Source organism: Methylocystis sp., assembly GCF_050251305.1.
In the GTDB taxonomy this organism is placed as follows: Bacteria; Pseudomonadota; Alphaproteobacteria; order Rhizobiales; family Beijerinckiaceae; genus Methylocystis.
Map to the genome: position 1 here is coordinate 25,518 of NZ_JBFWNB010000011.1, position 21,463 is coordinate 46,980.

At 62.4% G+C, this 21,463-nt stretch carries 19 protein-coding genes; 9 read left to right on the forward strand and 10 right to left on the reverse strand.

Annotation, left to right across the window (positions count from 1 at the left end):
* Positions 1–8: 8 nt before the first annotated feature.
* Positions 9–1,106, reverse strand: coding sequence for a redox-regulated ATPase YchF (gene ychF, locus AB7F41_RS05805; RefSeq protein WP_428382823.1), 1,098 nt, complete (start codon positions 1,104–1,106; stop codon positions 9–11).
* Positions 1,107–1,418: 312 nt separating this feature from the next.
* On the opposite strand from ychF, the gene AB7F41_RS05810 reads away from it, so the two are divergent.
* A complete protein-coding gene (locus tag AB7F41_RS05810) occupies positions 1,419–2,795 on the forward strand; it encodes a L,D-transpeptidase family protein (protein ID WP_428382821.1) in 1,377 nt (458 codons plus the stop codon).
* 68 nt (positions 2,796–2,863) lie between these two features.
* Positions 2,864–3,424, forward strand: coding sequence for a hypothetical protein (locus AB7F41_RS05815; RefSeq protein ID WP_428382819.1), 561 nt, complete (start codon positions 2,864–2,866; stop codon positions 3,422–3,424).
* Here AB7F41_RS05815 and ribB read toward each other — a convergent pair.
* Complete coding sequence (ribB, locus tag AB7F41_RS05820) at positions 3,399–4,532, reverse strand: 3,4-dihydroxy-2-butanone-4-phosphate synthase (RefSeq protein WP_428382817.1); 1,134 nt, start codon at positions 4,530–4,532, stop codon at positions 3,399–3,401. The genes AB7F41_RS05815 and ribB overlap by 26 nt on opposite strands.
* 194 nt (positions 4,533–4,726) lie before the next feature.
* Between ribB and AB7F41_RS05825 the strand changes: the two genes are divergently transcribed.
* The gene (locus AB7F41_RS05825) at positions 4,727–5,515 is read left to right on the forward strand and encodes a phosphodiester glycosidase family protein (protein WP_428382815.1); all 789 of its coding nucleotides are present in this window, start codon (positions 4,727–4,729) and stop codon (positions 5,513–5,515) included.
* Here the strand turns inward: AB7F41_RS05825 and AB7F41_RS05830 are convergent.
* Both AB7F41_RS05830 and eno read right to left on the reverse strand, forming a co-directional pair.
* Positions 5,512–8,373 (reverse strand): valine--tRNA ligase, encoded by a 2,862-nt coding sequence (locus AB7F41_RS05830; RefSeq protein ID WP_428382813.1) that lies wholly within the window; start codon positions 8,371–8,373, stop codon positions 5,512–5,514. The genes AB7F41_RS05825 and AB7F41_RS05830 overlap by 4 nt on opposite strands.
* A 148-nt stretch (positions 8,374–8,521) precedes the next feature.
* Positions 8,522–9,805, reverse strand: a complete 1,284-nt coding sequence (gene eno / locus AB7F41_RS05835) for a phosphopyruvate hydratase (RefSeq protein WP_428382812.1) — start codon at positions 9,803–9,805, stop codon at positions 8,522–8,524.
* 286 nt (positions 9,806–10,091) lie between these two features.
* Between eno and queF the strand changes: the two genes are divergently transcribed.
* A complete protein-coding gene (gene queF / locus AB7F41_RS05840; protein WP_428382810.1) occupies positions 10,092–10,553 on the forward strand; it encodes a preQ(1) synthase in 462 nt (153 codons plus the stop codon).
* A gap of 96 nt (positions 10,554–10,649) precedes the next feature.
* A complete protein-coding gene (locus tag AB7F41_RS05845; RefSeq protein WP_428382808.1) occupies positions 10,650–12,347 on the forward strand; it encodes an adenylate/guanylate cyclase domain-containing protein in 1,698 nt (565 codons plus the stop codon).
* Here the strand turns inward: AB7F41_RS05845 and AB7F41_RS05850 are convergent.
* Positions 12,265–13,347, reverse strand: a complete 1,083-nt coding sequence (locus AB7F41_RS05850) for a HoxN/HupN/NixA family nickel/cobalt transporter (protein ID WP_428382806.1) — start codon at positions 13,345–13,347, stop codon at positions 12,265–12,267. The two genes, AB7F41_RS05845 and AB7F41_RS05850, sit on opposite strands and share 83 nt — an antisense overlap.
* 235 nt (positions 13,348–13,582) lie before the next feature.
* Here AB7F41_RS05850 and AB7F41_RS05855 point away from each other — a divergent pair, with 235 nt between their 5' ends.
* The gene (locus AB7F41_RS05855; RefSeq protein WP_428382804.1) at positions 13,583–14,092 is read left to right on the forward strand and encodes a YcxB family protein; all 510 of its coding nucleotides are present in this window, start codon (positions 13,583–13,585) and stop codon (positions 14,090–14,092) included.
* A gap of 107 nt (positions 14,093–14,199) precedes the next feature.
* On the opposite strand, the gene AB7F41_RS05860 is transcribed toward AB7F41_RS05855, so the two are convergent.
* The 3 genes from AB7F41_RS05860 to AB7F41_RS05870 are packed head-to-tail and all read right to left on the reverse strand — an operon-like array spanning position 14,200 to position 17,313.
* Positions 14,200–14,466 (reverse strand): FeoC-like transcriptional regulator, encoded by a 267-nt coding sequence (locus AB7F41_RS05860; protein ID WP_428382802.1) that lies wholly within the window; start codon positions 14,464–14,466, stop codon positions 14,200–14,202.
* 13 nt (positions 14,467–14,479) lie between these two features.
* The gene (gene feoB / locus AB7F41_RS05865; RefSeq protein WP_428382801.1) at positions 14,480–16,843 is read right to left on the reverse strand and encodes a Fe(2+) transporter permease subunit FeoB; all 2,364 of its coding nucleotides are present in this window, start codon (positions 16,841–16,843) and stop codon (positions 14,480–14,482) included.
* Entirely contained in the window at positions 16,840–17,313 is a 474-nt protein-coding gene (locus AB7F41_RS05870) for a FeoA family protein (RefSeq protein WP_428382799.1), read from the reverse strand. Before AB7F41_RS05870 ends, feoB begins: the two co-directional genes overlap by 4 nt.
* A 403-nt stretch (positions 17,314–17,716) precedes the next feature.
* Between AB7F41_RS05870 and AB7F41_RS05875 the strand changes: the two genes are divergently transcribed.
* Positions 17,717–18,649, forward strand: coding sequence for a hypothetical protein (locus AB7F41_RS05875; RefSeq protein ID WP_428382797.1), 933 nt, complete (start codon positions 17,717–17,719; stop codon positions 18,647–18,649).
* A gap of 84 nt (positions 18,650–18,733) precedes the next feature.
* Here AB7F41_RS05875 and bfr read toward each other — a convergent pair whose 3' ends face one another.
* Complete coding sequence (gene bfr, locus AB7F41_RS05880; RefSeq protein ID WP_428382795.1) at positions 18,734–19,225, reverse strand: bacterioferritin; 492 nt, start codon at positions 19,223–19,225, stop codon at positions 18,734–18,736.
* A 268-nt stretch (positions 19,226–19,493) separates the two neighbouring features.
* Here bfr and AB7F41_RS05885 point away from each other — a divergent pair, with 268 nt between their 5' ends.
* Both AB7F41_RS05885 and AB7F41_RS05890 read left to right on the forward strand, forming a co-directional pair.
* On the forward strand, positions 19,494–19,889 hold the full coding sequence (locus tag AB7F41_RS05885; RefSeq protein WP_428382793.1) for a cupin domain-containing protein: 396 nt from the start codon (positions 19,494–19,496) through the stop codon (positions 19,887–19,889).
* 320 nt (positions 19,890–20,209) lie between these two features.
* Entirely contained in the window at positions 20,210–20,470 is a 261-nt protein-coding gene (locus tag AB7F41_RS05890; RefSeq protein WP_428382791.1) for a hypothetical protein, read from the forward strand.
* Between the two features lie 153 nt (positions 20,471–20,623).
* Here AB7F41_RS05890 and AB7F41_RS05895 read toward each other — a convergent pair whose 3' ends face one another.
* Positions 20,624–21,361: a L,D-transpeptidase gene (locus AB7F41_RS05895; RefSeq protein WP_428382790.1), complete on the reverse strand. Its 738-nt coding sequence runs from the start codon at positions 21,359–21,361 to the stop codon at positions 20,624–20,626.
* Positions 21,362–21,463: the final 102 nt, after the last annotated feature.

Consider the following 21,463-nt stretch of genomic DNA (forward strand, 5'->3'; position numbering starts at 1 on the left):
CCCTGAGCTTATGTATTAAACCTGAAATGCATCACGTCGCCGTCGGCGACGATGTATTCCTTGCCTTCCAGCCTCAGGCGCCCGGCGTCGCGGGCGCCGGTTTCGCCCTTGTTGGCGACGTAATCGCCATAGGCGATCGTCTCGGCGCGAATGAAACCCTTCTCGAAATCGGTATGGATCACGCCTGCGGCCTGCGGCGCGCGCACGCCCTTTTCGATGGTCCAGGCGCGCGCTTCCTTTGGGCCGACGGTGAAATAGGTGATGAGATGCAGGAGGTCGTAGCCGGCGCGGATCACGCGGTTGAGCCCGGGCTCCGCGAGGCCGACGGCCTCCAGATAATCCTTCTGCTCCTCGGCCGGCAGCACGGCGATCTCGCTCTCGATCTTCGCCGAAACGACGACCGACGCGGCGCCTTCCTCGGCTGCCCGCGCCGCGACGTTCGCCGACTGCGCGCTGCCGTCGGCCGCCGACCCCTCCTCGACGTTGCAGACGTAAAGCACGGGCTTCGACGAGAGGAGCCCGAGTCCCGCGAAGGCGTCACGTTCGTCGTCGCTGATCTTCGCGAGACGCGCCGGCTTGCCCTCGCGCAGCAGGACAAGGCAGCGGTTCATCAAATCGACGAGCGCCTTCGCGTCCTTGTCGCCGCCCTTCGCCTTCTTCTCCATCGCGACGACGCGCTTCTCGAGGCTGTCGAGATCGGCGAGCATCAGCTCGGTCTCGATCGTCTCGATGTCGCGGATGGGATCGACGCCGCCCTCGACATGGGTCACGTCGCCATCCTCGAAGCAGCGCACGACATGGGCGATGGCGTCGCATTCGCGGATATTGGCGAGGAACTGGTTGCCGAGTCCTTCGCCTTTGGAGGCGCCGCGCACGAGGCCGGCGATGTCGACGAAGGTCAGCCGGGTGGGGATGATCTCCTTCGAGCCGGCGATCTTCGCAAGCTGCTCGAGCCGCGGGTCAGGAACGGCGACCTCGCCGACATTGGGCTCGATCGTGCAGAACGGATAGTTGGCGGCCTGCGCCGCGGCGGTCTGCGTGAGCGCGTTGAAAAGGGTCGACTTGCCGACGTTCGGCAGGCCGACGATGCCACATTTGAACCCCATATCCGTCCCGGCTCGTCTATTGCGCGTTGCGGCGCGGTATGCGGGGCGGCGCGGGAAAAGGCAAGGGGGACGCGCGGCCCCCCTGAGCGTCGGCCTCGGCGGTCCTGGCGCGGACTTTCGGCCTTCACCCGACAGGCGCGTCAGAGTGTGGCGGCGAGGCGCGCCCTCGATGGCGCGCGCCATGATTTGTTTCCGATCATGGCTCCCTCGAATCAATAGAATATGCGATGCAAATACGGCATTGGCGCGCGTGATTCTCAATGGCGCGGCGAGCGCCGCCGGCCGCTGCGCGCGCGTCGACACGGCATGAAAATGAAGAACAGGTCTTTCGCCTTCCGCGTTCGCATTCTTGGCGCGCTGCTGGCGACGCTGGCGCCAGATGCGGCGCTTCGCGCGCAAAGCGCGACGCCCGAAGCGGCGTCCGTTCCGGCGCAATCGGCGCCGGCGTCCATCGAGGCGCCGCCCGTTGCGCCTCCCCAATCCGCGCCTGTCGCGCCGGCGCCGCCCGTCAGCGCCGCGCCCGCCGCAGCGCCCCCGACGCGGGCCGCGCCCGCAAAGGCCGCCGCTCGCAAGCCGAAGCCGAAACCCGCGCCGCCGCGCGAGACGGCGCTTTCCGACGATCCGACGCCCGCCTTACAGCCGCAAACCTTCTACACCACCTCGAAAGCGGCGGATCGCTATCGTCAGATCGTCGATCTCGGCGGATGGCCGAGAGTGGGCGTGTCGCTCCGGCCTGGCGCAAAGGGGCCTGCGGTTTCGACGCTGCGCCGGCGCCTCGCCGCCGAAGACGACAGCATCGTCGACACGGCGAAAGAGAAATGGGACGCCGAATTGACGGCGGCGGTGAAGCGCTTTCAGTTTCGTCTGGGACTCAAACAGACCGGCGTCGTCGCAGGGGCGACTCTACGCGGGCTCGACGTGCCGGCGGAGACCCGCCTTCTTCAGTTGTCGTCAACCGCTCAGCGGCTCACCGCATTCGAGTTCGCCTATGGTCCGCGCTACATCGTCGTCAATATTCCGTCGACCGCGGTCGAAGCGGTGGAAGACGATCGGGTCATGCGCCGCTACGCTGCGATCGTCGGCGACCCCGAGCACCATTCGCCGGAGCTGCAGGCGAAGGTCGTCGCGGTCAACATCAATCCGACCTGGACGGTGCCCGTATCGATCATCAAGAACGAGATCGCGCCGAAGATGCTGAAGGATCCGACCTATCTTCAGCGCTCGCACATCCGCGTGCTGAACGCGCGCGGCGAGGAGGTCGATCCGCGCTCGATCGACTGGGCGAGCGAGCGCGCCGCCCAATACACGCTGCGTCAGGATTCCGGCGCCGACAATTCGCTTGGCTCGATCCGCATTTCGATGCCGAATTCCCATTCCGTCTATATGCATGACACGCCGTCGCGAAATCTCTTCGCCAATGATTATCGCTTCCTGTCGCATGGCTGCGTGCGCGTGCAGGGCGTCGTCGATCTCGCCGCCTGGCTGCTGGACGGCGCATCCGGTCCGCAGATGAGCAAGGACGAGATCGTTCAAAAGATCGCGTCGGGCGCGCGCGAGGAGGCGCGGCTGTCGCAGTATGTGCCGGTGGCGTGGGTTTACATGACCGGCTGGGCGTCGGCGGATGGCGTGGTGCATTTTCGCGACGACGTCTATCATCTCGACGAAAACAGCGAAATCGCCGGACAGTGACGACACCCGGGCGCGCAGCAATTTTCGGAGCGTCGCGAAGGCTCGGACGCGCGCTGGCGATCGTCCTCATGGCCGCAGGCGTCGCGACCGGCGCCGGCGCCTGGGCCGAGGAGTGCATGGAGGGCCCGTGCAGAGGCCTGTTCGCAGCGGGCCCTTACCGGCTTCAGTTCTTCGCGACCCAGAAGGGCGCGGCCGAACGTTTCTATCGGCAGATTCCGAATTTCGGCCCGACCCGGTTGAATGTCGAATTCATCGGCTATGAGTCAGGCGACGCCTCGGGGGAGGCGACCGCTGATACGAGCTCACACGATCTGGAGACCGATGTCGCGCTCTCCTGGGGCAAGAACGACTTGGCGCCGCCCGAGCTTCTCAAGACCGTAAACTCGCGGGGCTTGGCGCCGATCAGCTTCGGATACTTCTTCGCCGAAGACGGCAAATATATCGTCGCGGTCGCCGCGAAAAGCGCCGACGGCGCGATCCATCGCGGCCAGCATGTTGTCTTCGTCATCGGCTCCGCCGATTCCGATTATCTCGTCGCGGGCGCGGCGTCGCTCTTCATCCTGACGTTCGCGTTCATCGTCTGGCGTCGGCGTCAGCTGCCGCTCACTCCACCGGCTCCACGTCGGTGATTTCGATCCCGAAGCCCGAGAGGCCGACGAAGGCGCGCGGGCGCGCGGAGGAGGAGCGCAGGCGGATCGACGAGACTCCCAGGTCCTTCAGGATCTGCGCGCCGAGGCCGACGTCGAGCCATTGCCGCTTGCGCGTCTCCTCGGCGTTCTCCTCCAGGCCGCCCTGACGTCCGACGATGTTCGCCGGCACGCCGGCGGCCCCGTCGCGCAGATAGACGAGCACGCCGCGCCCTTCGCGGGCGAAGCGCGCGAGAGTCTTCTTGATCGTCGGCGCGCCGCACATCACGTCGGAGATGATGTCGGCGCGATGCAGGCGCGTCGGCACGTCGCGGCCGTCGCCGATCGCGCCGAGCACGAAAGCGAAATGCTGCACGCTGTCGAATGGCGTCACATAGGCGTGTCCGGTCATTTCCCCGACCTCCGTCTCGACGGGAAAGGTCGCGACGCGTTCGACGAGCTTTTCGCGCGCCTGTCGAAAGGCGATGAGATCGGAGACCGAGACGAGTTTGAGGCAATGCGCGCGGGCGAAGTCCTCGATCTGGCGGCCGGTCATCACCGTGCCGTCGTCATTGGCGAGTTCGCAAATGACGCCCACGGGCGGCAGGCCGGCGAGCCGGCACAAATCGACCGCGGCTTCGGTGTGTCCGGAGCGCATCAGCACCCCGCCGTCCTTGGCGATCAGCGGAAAGACGTGGCCGGGCCGCACGAAATCGCTCGCGCCCATATTGCCGTTGGCGAGCGCGCGCACCGTATTGCAGCGCTGCTCGGCGGAAATGCCGGTGGTCAATCCGTGGCGCGCGTCGACCGAGACCGTGAACGCGGTCGCGAGCGGCGCATTGTTTTCGGCGACCATCGGCGCGAGATTGAAGCGGCGGGCCTCTTCGAGCGTCAGCGGCGCGCAGACGATGCCGCTCGTGTGGCGGATGATGAACGCCATTTTCTCCGGCGTGCAGAGCGACGCCGCGACGACCAGGTCGCCTTCGTTTTCACGGTCGTCGTCATCTGTGACGACGACGATTTCGCCTCGGGCCACCGCCTCGACGGCTTCGGTGATGGAATGGGACAATGAGATCTCCGCAACGGGCCGCTTGCGGCGACCGCCTTGCATATCTAGCCTCGACGCCGCGACGTTTCAAACCGGCGTTTCGCGCAAGCTTTCGCGATTGTCGATTCCGACGCGCGCATAGCCGGCGATCCGAAATCCAGGCGTGCTATCATTCCTGACATTGCTCAAGATTCCCGGTCGAATCTCCGGCGCGCCGGGAATCGATTACGCTCAGGCGAGCAGGAAAGGAGGGTCGGTTGCACGACGCGGGATCGAAGAAGCGCACAATCTCAAATATTTTGGGAACGCTGACGGCCGCCGCGCTTGCGCTCTCTGCGCCGCCTGCGATCGCCGGCGCGAACCCATGCGCCGACGTCGAGGAGGGCGGCGCCGCCTACGTCGTGTGCGATTTTGACGCGCGCAAGAGCGACATCCGGCTGTTTCTGCGTAATGCGAAGGGCGAGGCCTATAACGACTTCTCTCGCCTGTCCGGCGACCTCTCGGGCAGGGGCGAGACGCTCGTCTTCGCCATGAACGCCGGCATGTATGCCGAAGATCGCGCGCCGGTCGGGCTCTATGTCGAAAACGGCCGCACGCTCAAGAGCGCCAATACGCGGCCGGGACCCGGCAATTTCCACATGAAGCCGAATGGCGTGTTTTGGGTCGACGGACAGCATGTCGGCGTGACCGAGACGGCGCGCTTCCTGAAACGGCGTCAGCGAGCGCAGTTCGCCACGCAGTCGGGGCCGATGCTCGTGATCGGCGGGCGCATCCATCCCCGCATTCATGAGGACGGGGTGTCGCAGAAATATCGCAATGGCGTCTGCGTCCGCGACGGGCATATCGCGCGCTTTGCGATCTCCAACCGGCCGGTGACGTTCTATGAATTCGCGCGACTCTTTCGGGACCGGCTGCACTGTCAGGACGCGCTGTTTCTGGACGGCGGCGCGGCTTCGGGACTCTATGCGCCGTCGCTCTCGCGTCACGATCGCTTCATCCCGGCGATGGGGCCGATCGTCGGCGTCGTCGAGAGCGCGAGTCGCTAGCTCAACCGCGCAAGCGCCGCATTGAGCTTTTCGATGCGCGTCGCCGTCTCCTCGCGCCGGTCGCGGTGCTCGTCGATCACCTCTTCGTCGGCCTTGGCGAGGAAGCCCTCATTGGCGAGCTTGGCGTCGAGCTTCTTCAACTCGCCCTCCAGCTTGCCGGTCTCTTTCGCCAGTCGGGCTCTTTCGGCGCCCAGGTCGATCACGCCTTCGAGCGGCATCGCGGCGACGGAGCCGCGCACGAGCAGCTGCGCCGAGGATTTCGGCGCCGCGTCGGCGACGCCCAAGCGCGAGAGCCGCGCCAGTTTACGGATCGTCTCGTCCCAGCGCGTCGCGCGCGCCTGCAGCGCGTCATCGGCGCCGATCAGCAGCAGCTCGGTTTCGCTGGTCAAATTCATCTCGGCGCGCAGCGACCGCGCTTCCGAGATGAGATCGACGACCCAGCCGATTTCGCTTTCGGCTTCGGCGTCTTCGAGGTCTGCGAGAGACGGCCATGCGGCGAGCGCCAGCATGGTGTCGCGCTTGGGCCCTTCGGCGCCCTTGATCGCCCAAAGCTCCTCGGTGAGGAAGGGCATGAAGGGATGCAGCAGCGCGTAGATCTGGTCGAGGGCGAAGGCGACGGTCGCGCGCGTCTCGTCCTTTTCGGCGCCATCGGCGCCCTGCAGCAGCGGCTTCGCGAGCTCGACATACCAATCGCAGAAAACGCTCCAGACGAAGCGGTAAACGGCGTTCGCCGCGTCATTGAAGCGATAGGCGTCGATCGCCGCGCTCACGTCCGCCGTCGCGCGCGCCGCCTCGCCGACAATCCAGCGGTTCAGCGTGATCCTGTTGGCGCGGGGATCGTAGCCGGCGACGCGCGCGCAGCCGTTGAGCTCAGCAAAACGCGAGGCGTTCCAGAGCTTCGTCGCGAAATTGCGATAGCCTTCGACGCGCTGCGTCGAGAGCTTGATGTCGCGGCCCTGCGCCGCCATCGCCGCAAGCGTAAAGCGCAGCGCGTCGGCGCCGTAATCGTCGATGAGGTGCAGCGGGTCGATGACATTGCCCTTCGACTTACTCATCTTCGCGCCCTTCTCGTCGCGAACGAGCGCGTGGATATAGACGTCGCGGAAGGGAACCTCGCCCATGAAATGGAGGCCCATCATCATCATGCGGGCGACCCAGAAGAAGATGATGTCGAAGCCGGTGACGAGCGCGCTCGTCGGATAGTAGCGCGCAAGCTCCGGCGTCTTTTCCGGCCAGCCGAGCGTCGAGAAGGGCCAGAGCGCCGAGGAAAACCAGGTGTCGAGAACGTCTTCGTCGCGCGTGAGTGTCACGCCGCGGCCGAGTTTGGCGCGCGCCGCGGCAATCGCCGCTTCTTCCGTTTCTTCGACATAGACATTGCCGTCTTCGTCATACCAGGCGGGAATGCGATGGCCCCACCAGAGCTGACGCGACACGCACCAGGGCTGGATGTTTTCCAGCCACTCGAAATAAGTCTTCTCCCAATTTTTCGGCACGAAAATCGTGCGGCCGTCGCGCACCGCCTTGAGCGCCGGCTGCGCGAGAGTCTTGGCGTCGACATACCATTGGTCGGTGAGACGCGGCTCGAGCACGGCGCCCGAGCGGTCGCCATGCGGGACCACGTGGGCATTCGGTTCAATCTTTATGCACAATTTGAGTTCAACGAGCTTTTCAACAATCTTCGCCCTCGCTTCGAAACGATCCAGGCCCCGCAAGTCGTCTGGTATCGTTCTCCATATTGAAGGCCCTGCAAGCCCCCCCGGATCGGTTTGCCGGCCAACGCGGTCGGCAACGGGATATTGGAAACGTCCCAGTTCGTCGAAGTCATTCGATATAATTCTGGCATCTGTCGTGAAGATATTGATGGGGGTAACGCCGCTGTCGCTGTGACGTTTGCCGACTTCGAAATCGTTGAAGTCATGCGCGGGCGTGATCTTCACCGCGCCGGTGCCTTTTTCTGGATCGGCATATTCGTCGCCGATGATCGGAATGCGTCGTCCGACTAGTGGGAGGACGACGAATCGCCCGATTAGGTGTTTGAGCTTGTCATTTTCTGGATGCACAGCGACGCCCGTATCGCCAAGCATGGTCTCGGGACGCGTCGTCGCCACTTGAATGAATGTCGCCGCATTATCCGGGTCGTAGCTTTCGCCTTCGAGCGGATAATTGAAGTAATAGAGATGGCCGTTTGGATTTTTGCTTAAGGCTCTCGCGAGAGCTTCGGCATCGAAGGGCGTTTCGCCGCGCTCCCATTTGAATGAGCCGCGGGATTCCACCTGCTGCACTTCGAGGTCTGAGATCGCCGTGTGCAGCGCGGGGTCCCAATTGACCAAGCGCTTGTCCTTATAGAGCAGCCCGTCGCGATAGAGCTGCACGAAGACTTTCGCCACCGCGCGCGACATCTGGTCGCTCTCGTCTTTGCCGAGCGTAAAGCGCTGACGCGTCCAGTCACAGGACGCCCCAAGGCGTTTAAGTTGCTCGACAATCGTGCCGCCTGATTGTTCTTTCCATTCCCACACCCGCTCGACGAATTTCTCGCGGCCGAGCGCGCGACGGTGCTCCTGGCGCTCCATCAGCTGGCGCTCGACCACCATTTGCGTGGCGATGCCGGCATGGTCGGTGCCCGGTTGCCAGAGCACGTCGTCGCCCTTCATGCGCCGGTAACGCACGAGAATGTCCTGCAGCGTGTTGTTGAGCGCATGGCCCATATGCAGACTGCCGGTGACATTGGGCGGCGGAATGACGATGGAATAGGGGCTCGCCCCGGCGCGTTCGGGCCGCCCGGCGCGGAAGGCCTGCGCCGCCTCCCAGGCGTCGCGGATGCGCGATTCGATTGCGGCGGGATTAAAAGTCTTGTCCATCGTCATCGGGTAAGGAGCCTTTTGCCCCCACCCTGTCCCTCCCCCGCGTTGCGGGAGAGGGGACGCTAACGATCGGCGTTTCGTCGTACGTCAGTGAAGGCTCGAATCTACTCCCTCTCCCGCGAAGCGGGAGAGGTTTGGGGAGGGGTTACGCCAGCGCCTTGAGCGCGCTCTTGCCGGCGTAGATCGCCGCGTCGCCCAGTTCCTCCTCGATGCGGATGAGCTGATTATATTTGGCGATGCGGTCCGAGCGGGCGAGGGAGCCGGTCTTGATCTGGCCGCTGTTCGTCGCGACGACGAGATCGGCGATGGTCGAATCCTCGGTCTCGCCGGAGCGATGCGAGAAGACCGTGGTGTAGCCGGCGCGATGCGCCGTCTCGACGGAGGCGAGCGTCTCGGTCAGCGTGCCGATCTGATTGACCTTGACGAGCAGCGAATTGGCGACGCCCTGCGTGATGCCTTCGTTGAGGCGCACGACATTGGTCACGAAAATATCGTCGCCGACGAGCTGAATCTTTTTGCCCAGAACATCGGTGAGCTTCTTCCAGCCCTCCCAGTCGTCCTCAGCCATGCCGTCTTCGATCGAAATGATCGGATAGGCGTCCGCGAGCTTGGCGAGATAGGCGACCTGCTCGTCGATCGCGCGCGTCACGCCCTCGCCCTCGTAGACATATTTGCCGTCCTTGAAGAATTCCGTCGCGGCGCAGTCGGAGGCGAGATGCACGTCGACGCCCGGCTTGAAGCCCGCGGTTTCGATCGCCTTCATGATGATGTCGAGCGCCGCTTCGGCGGAGGGAAGATTGGGCGCAAAGCCGCCTTCGTCGCCGACCGAGGTGCTGAGGCCCGCCTTCTTCAGCGCCGCCTTGAGCGTGTGGAAAATCTCCGCGCCCCAGCGGATGGCGTCGCGCATATTCGGCGCGCCGGTCGGCATGATCATGAATTCCTGGAAGTCGATCGGATTGTCGGCGTGCACGCCGCCATTGACGATGTTCATCATCGGCGTCGGCAGAACCCGCGCCTGAACGCCGCCGACATAGCGGTAGAGCGGCAGAGCGGTCGCCTCGGCCGCCGCCTTCGCGACCGCGAGCGAAACGCCGAGAATGGCGTTGGCGCCGAGGCGCGCCTTGTTGGGGGTGCCGTCGAGCTTGATCATCGCCTCGTCGACGGCGACCTGATCCTCCGCCTCGAAGCCCAGCAGCGCGCCGGCGATTTCGTCGTTCACATTGTCGACCGCCGCCAGCACGCCCTTGCCGAGATAGCGCGATTTGTCGCCGTCGCGCTTTTCCACCGCCTCATGCGCGCCGGTCGAAGCGCCGGACGGGACCGCCGCCCGCCCGGAAGATCCGTCCTCCAGCGTCACGTCGACCTCGACCGTGGGATTTCCGCGGGAATCGAGGATTTCGCGGGCGTGGATGTCGACGATCTCGGTCATTTCAGGCCTCTTATGATGCGGCGCGGGGCGCGACTTCTTAGCCCTATTGCGGCCTGCGGAAAAGCCTCAGCCGTAAAAAGGTTCTCTGTGGACGCGCCCTTTGATGGGGCCATGCTGCGGCGCACCGCCCGCCCGCCCGCCAGTCGCCGCCGTTGGCCGGCGGGCCGCCGCCGCAATCCTTGAGCTTGATCAAAGTCGGCTTCGCCCAATGAGCGATCCCCGGCCGGCGCGGAACGTCGACGGCCTTTGCGCTTGACGCGGCCGCGATCGCGCCTTTGTTACGCGCATGACCAAGACGCACAAGGGCGCCGCGCTGCTCGGCCGACAGACCGCGCCGCCGGCTTCGCCGGATGAGGCCGAACTCGACCTCGTGCCCAACCCCCATCCGGATGCGGCCTATCTGGTGCGCTTCACCGCGCCCGAGTTCACGTCGCTCTGTCCGGTGACCGGACAGCCGGATTTCGCACATTTCGTCATCGACTATGTTCCCGGCGAATGGCTGGTCGAATCGAAGGCCTTGAAGCTTTATCTCGGAAGCTTCAGAAATCACGGCGCCTTTCACGAAGACTGCACGCTGCGCGTCGCCCGCGATCTCGTTGCGGCGATGTCGCCGAAATGGCTGCGGATCGGCGGCTATTGGTATCCCCGCGGGGGCATGCCGATCGACGTCTTTTGGCAGACCGGCGCGCCGCCTGAAGGGTTGTGGCTGCCGGATCAGGGCGTGCCGCCCTACCGCGGTCGAGGCTAGGCGGGCGCACGCCCTTGTGCGCTCGCCAACGGATCACGTAGCTATCGACACCTGTGGTCTTCTGGACGAGACCATCCGACACGAGGCGCCGACCACATGAAGCTTCGAACCTTTTTCTCGATCTTCTTCCTGCTGCTCGTCGCTTTGGCCGGCGGCAATCTGGCGTTGGGCGTTTTTCTGGAAAAGGCGCAACAGGATCTGGAGACGTCGCATCACCAACTGCAGTCTCTGACCACGCTTGCCGAAGATCTGGTTTTCTCCTCGCAATGGCAGACGCGCTTCGCACGAGGCTATATCGACCACAACAATCCGAGAAGAATTGAGTGGTACAACATCATTGGCGCCATTCTGGACGGCGAAGTCGCCCGGCCCAAGAACTATAATTTCTCTTATTGGGATCTCGTGAATGGCGGGCTCATTCCGCCGCCTGACAAGAATCGCGATGGCGCAGTTTCCATAGAAGATCGGTTCTTAAGTCAGAACATCACGGCGCAGGAGCTGAATAAGCTGAAGGAAGCGCGAAGCTTCCAGGAAAAAGTGGTCGCGATCGAACGGGCTGCAATGCACGCCGTCGACGGCGACTTCGACGACGGGGCCGGAACCTTTTCGCGAAAGGGCAAGCCAGATCGCGCCTTCGCGACAAAATTGCTGTTTAGCGACGAATATCGCAAGCTCAACGGAGATCTGACGCTGAAAATCGCGCAGATGCAGGAGTTGATCCGGAAGAGATATGTTGCGCAGATTTTGCAAGAGCAGGCTTTCACCAGGCGATTGTTCGACGCAAACACATATTTGAACATCGGCTTATTCGGATTGGTCGTTCTGTCTATCATCTACTTGCGTAGTCGCTTCGCGGTTCGAGCGTCGCAGCTTATGAGGGTCGTTCGCGATCTCGGCTCAGGCGATATGGCGGCTCGCGCCTCGGTCTCCGGAAAAGACGAGATCAACGAACTCGCGACCACCATCAACACGATGGCTGAAAATCTGAACGTCGCGTTCGACAAGCTCGAAGACAAGATAAAACTTTCAGGGAAGGCCCTGTCCGATCTCGAGATCGAACGCTCCCGTTCGGAAAAGCTGCTTCACAATATTCTCCCTGCCGCGATCGCCGAGCGATTGCGCGGCGGCGAAGAGACGATCGCCGAGGTTTTCCCTGAAGTGACGGTGTTTTTCTCGGACATCGTCGGATTCACCGAGCTTTCGGCGAAGCTGGGACCGCATGCGACCGTCAACATGCTCAACGCGATCTTCGAGAAATTCGACGAACTGGTCGAAAAGCACCGCGTCGAAAAGATCAAGACGATCGGCGACAGCTACATGGTCGTTGGCGGGGTTCCCAACCGGGACCCGCTCCACTGTCAGCATATCGCCGACTTCGCCTTGGAGGCGCAAAGTTTCATCATGAATTACGCGAATGAGGTTCCTTACCCGCTGCGCATGCGGATCGGCGTGCACACCGGCACGGTGGCCGCCGGCGTCGTCGGAAAAAAGCGATTTTCCTATGATCTGTGGGGCGACGTCGTGAATGTCGCCAGCCGCTTCGAGTCCACGGGCCAGCCCGACAAGATCCACGTGTCCGAAGCGGTCAAGGTGCGCCTGAGCGACGACTACCTGTTCCTGGACGGCGGCGCCGTCGAGATGAAGGGCAAAGAGACGACGCGCTCTTTCTTCCTGATCGGCAAAAAGACGCAGATGCCGGGAATCCTGGAGTTCACGGCGCCGAGCGCCGCGGCCGATAGTCCAACCCGGCGGCGCCTGGATAGGTCTTCATTGGCGCCTGGGTCCGATAGATGAGCATGGAGACGAGCCAGCTCGCGATCAGGATTGCGGCGATCGCGAAGCCGAAGTCGGCGAGATTGTCGTTGAGGCCCTGAACGAGACCCCAGAAGCCGCCTTCGAAGCCGAGCTTGTCGCTGATCAGCCCAAGCGCCTCCACGCCGCCGATGAAGATGGCGACGACCACCGACATCGCCGTCATGACCAGATTGTACCAAAGTTTTCTGAGCGGATCGTCAAACGCCCAGCCATAGGCGCCGGTCATCACGAGGCTGTCCGTCGTGTCCATCAGCGTCATGCCGGCAGTGAACAACGCGGGAAACACCAGCGTCGTCGAAAACGACAGGCCTTGCGCGGCCTGCCCGGCGGAAATGCCGAGCAGACCGATCTCCGTCGCAGTGTCGAAGCCCAGGCCGAAGAGAAAGCCCACGACATACATGTGCCAGGACCGCGAGACGAAGCGGAATAGCGGCCCGAAGATTCGCGTGAACACCCCGCGGCCGTTGAGCAGACGGTCGAGGTCCTCGTCGAGGACCGGCTCGCCGTTTCGGGCGCGACGGTATGCTGACCAGACGCCTCTGAGCAACAGGAGATTCACCAGGCCGATGACGATCAGAAACAGCGCGGAGACGATCGTGCCGAATGCGCTGCTCAAAGTTCGCAACTCGTCCGTCTGGCCTTGCATCGCCACGGCTGTCGCGGCCATGGCGACCGAGGCGAGCGTGACGATCGTCGAATGGCCGAGGGAGAAGAAAAACCCCACCGAGAAGGGAGTTTTCCCGTCCTGCATCAGCTTCCGCACGACATTGTCGATGGCGGCGATGTGATCGGCGTCGAAGGCGTGCCGGAGACCGAACAGGAAGGCCAGAACGGCCGCGCCCATCAGCCCCGGCCGATCGGAGAACGCCATCCACGCCCATGTCCAGGCAAAGATATTCGCCCCGATGACAAGCACATAGGTCGCCGTGGCTTTCGCCTTGAGGTTCTCGCCGCGGTCGTCGAAAGGATGGAGCGCCATTATCCCGGCCCGTCTCAGCAATAGAAGCTTTTAACCGTAATCGCTCACCTATGAAAGTTCATACTAAGGGCTGGGGACAGGACGTTCGGATTGGGAAGCCGCTCAGCTTTGGGCTGCGTGACGAGTCCTGGCGCCCGCCGCCGTCGCCGCTCATCGACGTGTCGTCAAGAGACGCCTCTTCGGCTAGACTCCTTGGAGGCCGTCAAAACGGCTTTTGTCTGAGTGAGTCCGCGCCATGACTGAGCGTTACGTCTTTCTGCTCCGCTACGACGAGAAATTGATCCGGTCAGCCGTCAACGGCTTCGTGACGCGGGCCTTGTTCCGCGAAAATGCGGCGCGGACCTTCGTTCCGCTGGCCCTGATGATTTTCGCCTGCGTGATGCTGTTTTTCTCGGGCGAGCAAGAACTTGGCGTTGCGTTGTTCCTGGCGCTGTCGGCGGCGCTCGCGATCTTCGTGGCGTCGGGTTGGCGCATGCATTTGCGGATCATGCGCGGCAAGGTCGACGCCATGCGGGGGCGATGGCCGATGGCGCGCTTGCGCGACGACGGCGTCATCATCGACGGCCCTGGCCCGGCCTCGCTCCTGGAATGGCCGCAGATCAAGGCGATATGGCCGGTCGAAGGCGCCTGGCTGCTGATCCTCGCGACGAACCATTTCATCACGCTGCCGCTCGCCAATGCGCCGCAGGAGGCGCTTGATTTCCTGCGCGCGCATGTTTCCCCGTCGCCAGTCGAGCGCGCGTAATCAACTGGGTTCCCGGCGCGCCGTCCGCATGACGCAGCAGGCGGTCTGACCGGACCGGCGCAGAGTGCGCCGGCGCGTCAGTCCATGCGCCGGTGACGCGCGGGAGGTTACTGCGCCGCAGAATTTTTCTGCGTTTCGACCCATTCATAGACATCGGTGAGATCCGCGCCGCCTGCGCAGGCGCAGGCGCAACTCGCGCTCTCGCCGCAAGCGGCGCACATGCCGATGACACGTCGCGCCTTCTTTTTTGTTCGCCAGATCTCAAGAAGGCTGCGCGCGACGTCCGGCGTCGTATCAAGCGCCGTGGCGATCTCCGCCACCGACGCCCGACCGCGATTTTCCATAAAAAGCTTTGCCGCAGAGAGCGTTGCCATCGCGCCGCCCCGTTCAGTTTTGAAGCGCCTGCGAAGCGCCGGGCGCGACAGACCGATCACGCGTAAGCGCCACCCTTTGCCCCACGCGCCGTAACCCCGCCATGGCCAAAATCACGATGGCGAGGCAGGCTCCGATCCAGAACGCCGCGGTCGCGGGCGCGCGTTCAAATCTCATGGTCTGATAGAAGATCACCGAGGCGCACCAGCCCAGTCCAGTATTCCACACGGCGCTGAACGCCGTCCAGCGCCAGCCGATCTCCTGATAGATCGCCCCCATCGCCGCCACGCATGGAATATACAGCAGTATCATGAGGAGGTAGGCGAAGGCTCCGACGGGACCGTCGAAGCGCGTCTCCATCGCGGCGAATGCGGATTGCAGCACTTTGAGCTTGTCCGCCGCTTGCGCAGCGTCGCGTATGAAGGAAATGTCGAGTTCCAGGGGATCGGTCAGATCCGCGACGACGCCAGCCAGATTCTGCGGAATGGTGCGAAAGGCTGCAATGAGCTTCTCGCCGAGGCTCATTTTTTGTGCCGCGGCCTCGTCCGTATCGCCGCCATTCGTCGCGCCCAGTTGCGAATAGAGCGCGTTGAGCGTGCCGATCACCGCCTCCTTGGCCAGAACGCCCGTGAACACGCCGACCGCGGCAGGCCAATTGTCCTGCGTCATGCCCATGGGCTCGAAGGCGGGGACGAGCGCCTTGCCGACAGCGGAAAGCGCGGATTTTTCGCTGTTCTGATTGCCGAAACCGCCGTCGACGCCGATGGCGTTGAGAAAGCTCAGCGCCACCACGATCGGAATGATCACTCGGCTGCACCGGAACACGAAGCTTTTCAGCCGATCCCACGCCCTGAGCAGAACTGTGCCCGCCGTCGGCATGTGGTAGGGCGGCAACTCCATGATGAAGGGAGAGGCCTCTCCTTTGAGCACGGTGTTCTTGAGCAGGAACCCCGTTCCGACGGCGAACAGAATGCCGATCAAATAGAGCAGGAACACGATGTTTTGGCCGTTCGTCGGAAAGAAGACGGCGGCGAAGAGCGCATAGACCGGCAAACGCGCGCCGCACGACATGAACGGCGCCATCATGATCGTCAGTATGCGGTCGTGACGGCTCTCCAATGTGCGCGTCGCCATGATCGCCGGCACATTGCAGCCAAAGCCCACGATCAGCGGCACAAAGGATTTTCCGGGGAGTCCGATCACGCGCATCGCGCGGTCCATGACAAACGCGGCGCGGGCCATGTAGCCGGAATCTTCGAGAAAGGAGAGGAAGAGATACAGAAAGCCGATGATTGGAATGAAGGTCGCGACCGTCTGAACGCCGCCGCCGACGCCGTCAGCCAGCAGAACGATCAGCCATTGCGGCGCGTTGGATTGCTCCAGCGCCTGACGTCCGCCGTCGACAAGCAGCGCGCCCGTCGCCTGCTCGAAGAAATCGATGAAGGCCCCGCCAATCCTGATGGTGAAGATGAACATCGCATACATCATCATCAGAAATATCGGGATGCCGAGAAAGCGATTCAGCGCCACATGGTCGATGCGATCCGACAGGGTGCGCGACGCGCGGCGGGAGCGCCGCACGGTCCTTTCGACGATCCTGGTCACGAATCCGAACCGCGCGTCGGCGATGACGATATCCGGATCTTCTCCGAACGCCGCCGTCAACATCGTGCGCGCCGACTCAACTGCGCGTTCGAGACGTTCATCCATCGCGCCAGCGACGATCGCATCTCCTTCGAGCAGCTTCAGCGCGCGCCAATGCGGCCGCGGCGCGCCATCTTCGGCGAGCAGCGGCTCCAGTTCGCCTATGGCGGACTCGACCGCCGGGCCATAGTTCGGCGTTACCTGCGGAGGGCGCGGCCGATCTGCGAGATCCGCGACATACGCCTTGAGATCCGACACGCCCATTCCTCTGGCGGCGATCAGCGGCGCGACCGAACAGCCCAATTCCTGCGCCAGTTTCGCAATGTCCAAACCGATCCCGCGGCGCTTGGCGATATCCATCATATTCACGGCCGCCACCATGGGCGCGCGCATCTCCAGAAGCTGAGCCGTGAGATAGAGATTGCGCTCGAGGTTTGAGGCGTCGACGATGTTGATGATCAGGCTCGCCTCGCCCGACAGCACGAAGTCGCGCGCGACGCGCTCGTCTTCCGAAATTTGAATCGTCCCGCCGAGCGAATAAACGCCGGGCAGGTCGATCACCTCATATGTGTCGCCGTCATATCGGTAGCGTCCGCTTCTCTTTTCCACGGTTACGCCGGGCCAGTTGCCGACCTCCTGGCGCCCGCCGGTCAAAGCGTTGAACAGCGTGCTCTTGCCGCAGTTCGGATTGCCGACGATGCCGACGACGATGGTCCGTCCGGTTCCACGATTCATGGGAGCGTTTCGATGGCCAGGAGTTCCGCCTCGGCTTTGCGCAAGCTCATGGAAAAGCCGCGGACTTGGATTTCGACAGGGTCTCCGAGCGGCGCAACGCGCGTTAACATGAATTCGACGCCGGGCGTCAGCCCCATCGCCATGAGCCGCTGCCGATAACCCGGCATGCCCTTGCCCATGCCGACGATGCGGGCGCGCTCTCCGGGCTTCAAGTCGCCGATCTTCATGGGCCTGAAGGCCTCCTCCAATCTCGTCACCTGCACCAGCCGCGCGGTCGCGGCGTCGACGGCGATCCGTCCGTCGCCGACCGCGAGAAGCACGCCGGCGTTCGCATCCTGCTCAAGCACGGAAAGCGTCGAGCCGACGCGAAGGCCGAGGTCGATCAGCCGCTGCTCGGTTCCGACGTCCGGGTCGAAGGCGGTCACGCGAACGGCGCCGCGGTAAATATCGCTCAAGCGAAAAACGGTCATTCTGGATCCCGCAGGGAGAAATCGCTGCGCCCGCAGCGTCGCGGCCATCATGCGACAATACGCCAGCGAGATACAGTAAGCATATTGCTGAATTTGTTTGCAAATAATTATCTGGAAGACTTCCAAACAGATCGCTAGCTAGAACTATTCCAATTTATTATTATCTGTACTCTGCTACGCTAAGTAATAGTAAGTAAAGCTCGTTGGATCGACGGGAGTCGGTCGTATGGCGTACACGATCCAATCTTCGGAGTCAGAACGTCGCAGGCTGCGAAGAATCGCCGGCTGCGTCGCGGCGATCGCGTCAATTGCTCCGCTCCTCGTCGGATCGCGCGCCCACGCGCACTGTGAAGTGGGCGATCGAGTCTTTCCTGCAACGCTCGCTATAGACGATGCATGCAATATGGATGAACTCGCCATTCCCAATCTGGCGATGATCAAAAATGGGGACGACCCGTCAGGACGCGAAATCGAGTTCCCGGCGGAATTTTCAAAGCGCATTACCGAAAAGCTGGGCGTTTCCTTCGGCAGTTCCTACTTGCGCTGTCGCGCGCCCGCCGGCTTAAGCGCCGGCGACTTCCAGAACCTGGAAACGGCTGTCAAATATCAGTTCCTGACCGACGCTCCCTCGGAACTGGTCATGTCCGCAGGCGTGTCGGTCCTCTGGGGAAACATTGGAAATCCGTCGATCGATGCTGACAAGTTCACCGTCGTGACGCCGACGCTGTGGTTCGCCAAGGGGCTTAACGATTTGCCTGACGCGCTCGCCTGGGCGCGGCCGTTCGGGATTAGCGGCCAAATCGGTTATGAATTCGCCACCTGGCGGCGAACGCTTGCGACGTCGGTCGATCCGTCAAGCGGCGACGTGAGCCTCGATGTGACGCGCCATCCGCAGTTCCTGTCTTACGGAGCGACGCTGCAATACAGTCTGAGTTATTTGGAATCGAAAGTCGCCAATGTCGGGCTGCCCGATATGATTCGGCGCCTCGTGCCAATCATCGAAACGCAGTTCTCCACGCCGGTCGGCAACAATTTCCAGACCGGGCTCAAGACGACGGGCACAATCAATCCAGGCGTCTTTTGGGTGGGAGATTCCTTTCAGATCGGCGCCGAAGCGATCATTCCGATCAACCGCGCGAGCGGCAGCAGCGTCGGCTGGATCATCGGCGTCGACTTTTATCTGCACGAAATCTTCTCGGATTCGCCGCTCGGTCGGCCGATTTTCGGTGAGTCGACCGTGGCCGACACTAGGTATTCGCACGGTTCAGAGCACGCACGCCACAGCCACGAAGAGGAGCAAGCGAGCCATAGCCACGGAAGACATGGGAGGCATTGAGTTAGAGCGCACGCTCCGAGATTGAAGGACATCAGGTCGGAAAAGTGAGATTCAGCTCTCGGCGGTCAGCGCCGAACGAGCGCCCTATAGCGTTTCCGTTCCTGCGAGTTCGCCCATGCGTTTTTGCGAATAGAGCTCTGCGCCGAGCTGCTTGATGAGTTTGAGCTGCTGCTCAAGCAGGTCGATATGTCCCTCTTCCGTTTTTGCAGTCTCTTCGAACAGCATCATCGTGCCCCGGTCATTGATCTCCATGCAATAGGCGGCGGCCTCCAGATAGAGCGCGCGAGCGCCTAACTCTGTCGCGAGACTGGCGTCGATGACGTCTTCGACCGTTCGACCGACGCGCAACGGGTCGAGGGTCTGCATGTCCGGAAAGCCGTCGAGGAACAATATCCGAGCGGCAAAACCATCGACGTGCTCCATGATTTCCAAGGTTTCCGCCCGCCACTTTCTTGCGAGATCCTTGAAGCCGAGGTTATCGAGAACCCGATAATGGAGCCAGTACTGGGCCATCGCCGTCAGCTCGGCGCGCACCGCTCGATTTAGATATTCAATGACTTTGGCGTCGCCGTGCATGCCGTTCTCCCGCGTCCGGCGGCCAGCTTAGACCGTCTGTCTCTCGGGTCAACGACCTCTGATCTCCGCAAATCAACAGAAACGCCGTGGTGCAGCCAAATGCCGCGTCCAGAATCGCCAGATTGACTAGAATGGTAGTCTGGCGATCGAATTGCTGCGTGCACGTATGTCGCCACATCAGGCCGGCAACTTGCGCCGAGTGAAACGGAGCCTATTTGAGTGCGACCGACGCGAGCGCCCCGTCGCCGGAACGCAGGGAGACTTCGAGATGAAGGGTTTCGTCGACAACATCGAAAGATTGACCGAGGAAAACGGCGATTTTCGCCGGGTGCTCTATACAGGGCATAACCTCCAACTCGTGCTCATGTCGATAAACCCGGGCGACGAAATCGGCGAGGAGGTGCATGAGGATCGCGACCAGTTCTTCCGGATCGAAGATGGAGAGGGCGAAATCTGGATCGACGGCGTGTGCAACAGGGTGAAGGCGGACGATGGGGTCATCGTTCCTCAGGGCGCGCGCCACAATGTGATCAGTACGGGCAAGACGCCGCTTCGGCTCTATACGATCTACGGCCCGCCCGAACATGTCGACGGAACGGTCCACGGCACATGCGCTGAAGCGAACACCAGCCATGAACATTTCGACGGCGTGACAACGGAATGATCGGTTGGCGCATGCGCGCTCATCATGCGTTCGACGACGCGAACAACGCTGACCTGAACGCGGCGTGGCGCGAGCGGCGCCGAACGCTTGCGCGCATGCGCCATGTTCTTTCGCCGCTCAAAGGATGGCAACGCCGCGCCGCCGCGAACAGCGAATTGCCGCTGATGTTTCTCTCACATCGTTCGAGCGCGCCGCTGTGTCGCTGAATTAGGTGAGCGAACATGCGTCGAAAAAAGCGATGTTAAATATTCGAGCCGTCTATTTTTCTATAGGACAGCGGGCGCTTACTTTTCTGCTGTGGGACAGGAAAGGAATTCTCGATGAACAAGATTGCATTCATCTTCTTGACGGCGAGCGGTCTGTCGCTCTCGGCGACAAGTTATGCTCATGCGGATCACGAGACCGGCGTGTTCGGCATTTTCCATGATCCGCGCCCGGCGGTCTCCCGATACGTCCGCGCGACATGCAAGAGCCTTTCCTGGGATGAAATGAAGCCAGGCGCGAACAAACTCATGCGCAACCGCGCTGATCATTATCCGCATTGGAAATGTGCGGACAATCCTGGAGGCTCCTGCAGCTGAAAGGCGTCATGGCGGGCGAAATCGGCGAAGCGCGACGCGCAGCAACGCGGCATGTGACGCAGATGTCGCTCGCCAACGATCGCAATCTGGTCGGGGCGGACGTGCATAGGGAAAGGCGCTGAATAACGTCGGGGCTGCGATTATCCGGGACGCTTACCGCCGCGCGACGCTGGTGGGAAGAACCACAACCCGCGTTCCGATCGCCGTCTTTTGGTAAAGATCCATCGCATCCTGGTTGATCATCCGTATACAGCCGGACGACTGACTCTTGCCGATGGTCCAAGGCTCGTTCGTGCCATGTATCCGAAACAGCGTGTCGCGATCCCCCTGCCAAAGATACATTGCCCGGGCTCCGAGCGGATTGGAGGGACCGCCATGCACGCCGGGACCACTCTGCAGTTCAGCCAACTGCTTCTTCAGGTCGGGCCTGCGCTCAATCATTTCCTTGGGCGGGTACCAGTCAGGCCATTCCTGCTTGCTCTTGATCGTCGCTTCTCCGGACCAGGCGAACCCTGCGCGGCCCACCCCGATGCCATAACGGGTCGCTCGTCCGCCTGCTTCGACATAATAGAGGTAGTGCTTGGCGGTATCGACAATGATCGTTCCCGGAGGTTCTTTGGTCGAATAGGCGACGCTCTTCCGAAGGAATGCGGGATCGACTTGTCCGGGTTTGATCGCTGGAACGGTGAAGCCGGCGTCCTTGGTCGCGGCGTAGGAAGCGCTTTCGCCGGCGATGGCCGTCTCCGGCTGCACAACCTGCTCAACAGGTTCGTTCCTGACAGGTTCATTCCTGGGCGCGGACGCAACAAGAGAAGCGTCAACTGGCGGAGATGTGCTGGCGCATCCGGCGAGGCATATGCCCCCAGCCATCACAGCAAATGCGGCCAGCATGCGAGTTCGGAGCGACATCAATGAGCCCATATCAGCGGATTTGGCCGGAATTTAGCTGAAAATCCGGCCCATATGAACCGGCTCGCCGCGCGTCGATGGAAC

What these genes read in the sequence shown, in the direction of transcription:
- ychF (WP_428382823.1), bottom strand. Translation starts at nt 1,106, where the DNA reads ATGGGGTTCAAATGTGGCATCGTCGGCCTGCCGAACGTCGGCAAGTCG.
- AB7F41_RS05810 (WP_428382821.1), top strand. Translation starts at nt 1,419, where the DNA reads ATGAAGAACAGGTCTTTCGCCTTCCGCGTTCGCATTCTTGGCGCGCTG.
- AB7F41_RS05815 (WP_428382819.1), top strand. Translation starts at nt 2,864, where the DNA reads ATGGCCGCAGGCGTCGCGACCGGCGCCGGCGCCTGGGCCGAGGAGTGC.
- ribB (WP_428382817.1), bottom strand. Translation starts at nt 4,532, where the DNA reads ATGCAAGGCGGTCGCCGCAAGCGGCCCGTTGCGGAGATCTCATTGTCC.
- AB7F41_RS05830 (WP_428382813.1), bottom strand. Translation starts at nt 8,373, where the DNA reads ATGGACAAGACTTTTAATCCCGCCGCAATCGAATCGCGCATCCGCGAC.
- eno (WP_428382812.1), bottom strand. Translation starts at nt 9,805, where the DNA reads ATGACCGAGATCGTCGACATCCACGCCCGCGAAATCCTCGATTCCCGC.
- queF (WP_428382810.1), top strand. Translation starts at nt 10,092, where the DNA reads ATGACCAAGACGCACAAGGGCGCCGCGCTGCTCGGCCGACAGACCGCG.
- AB7F41_RS05845 (WP_428382808.1), top strand. Translation starts at nt 10,650, where the DNA reads ATGAAGCTTCGAACCTTTTTCTCGATCTTCTTCCTGCTGCTCGTCGCT.
- AB7F41_RS05850 (WP_428382806.1), bottom strand. Translation starts at nt 13,347, where the DNA reads ATGGCGCTCCATCCTTTCGACGACCGCGGCGAGAACCTCAAGGCGAAA.
- AB7F41_RS05855 (WP_428382804.1), top strand. Translation starts at nt 13,583, where the DNA reads ATGACTGAGCGTTACGTCTTTCTGCTCCGCTACGACGAGAAATTGATC.
- AB7F41_RS05860 (WP_428382802.1), bottom strand. Translation starts at nt 14,466, where the DNA reads ATGGCAACGCTCTCTGCGGCAAAGCTTTTTATGGAAAATCGCGGTCGG.
- feoB (WP_428382801.1), bottom strand. Translation starts at nt 16,843, where the DNA reads ATGAATCGTGGAACCGGACGGACCATCGTCGTCGGCATCGTCGGCAAT.
- AB7F41_RS05870 (WP_428382799.1), bottom strand. Translation starts at nt 17,313, where the DNA reads ATGACCGTTTTTCGCTTGAGCGATATTTACCGCGGCGCCGTTCGCGTG.
- AB7F41_RS05875 (WP_428382797.1), top strand. Translation starts at nt 17,717, where the DNA reads ATGGATGAACTCGCCATTCCCAATCTGGCGATGATCAAAAATGGGGAC.
- bfr (WP_428382795.1), bottom strand. Translation starts at nt 19,225, where the DNA reads ATGCACGGCGACGCCAAAGTCATTGAATATCTAAATCGAGCGGTGCGC.
- AB7F41_RS05885 (WP_428382793.1), top strand. Translation starts at nt 19,494, where the DNA reads ATGAAGGGTTTCGTCGACAACATCGAAAGATTGACCGAGGAAAACGGC.
- AB7F41_RS05890 (WP_428382791.1), top strand. Translation starts at nt 20,210, where the DNA reads ATGAACAAGATTGCATTCATCTTCTTGACGGCGAGCGGTCTGTCGCTC.
- AB7F41_RS05895 (WP_428382790.1), bottom strand. Translation starts at nt 21,361, where the DNA reads ATGCTGGCCGCATTTGCTGTGATGGCTGGGGGCATATGCCTCGCCGGA.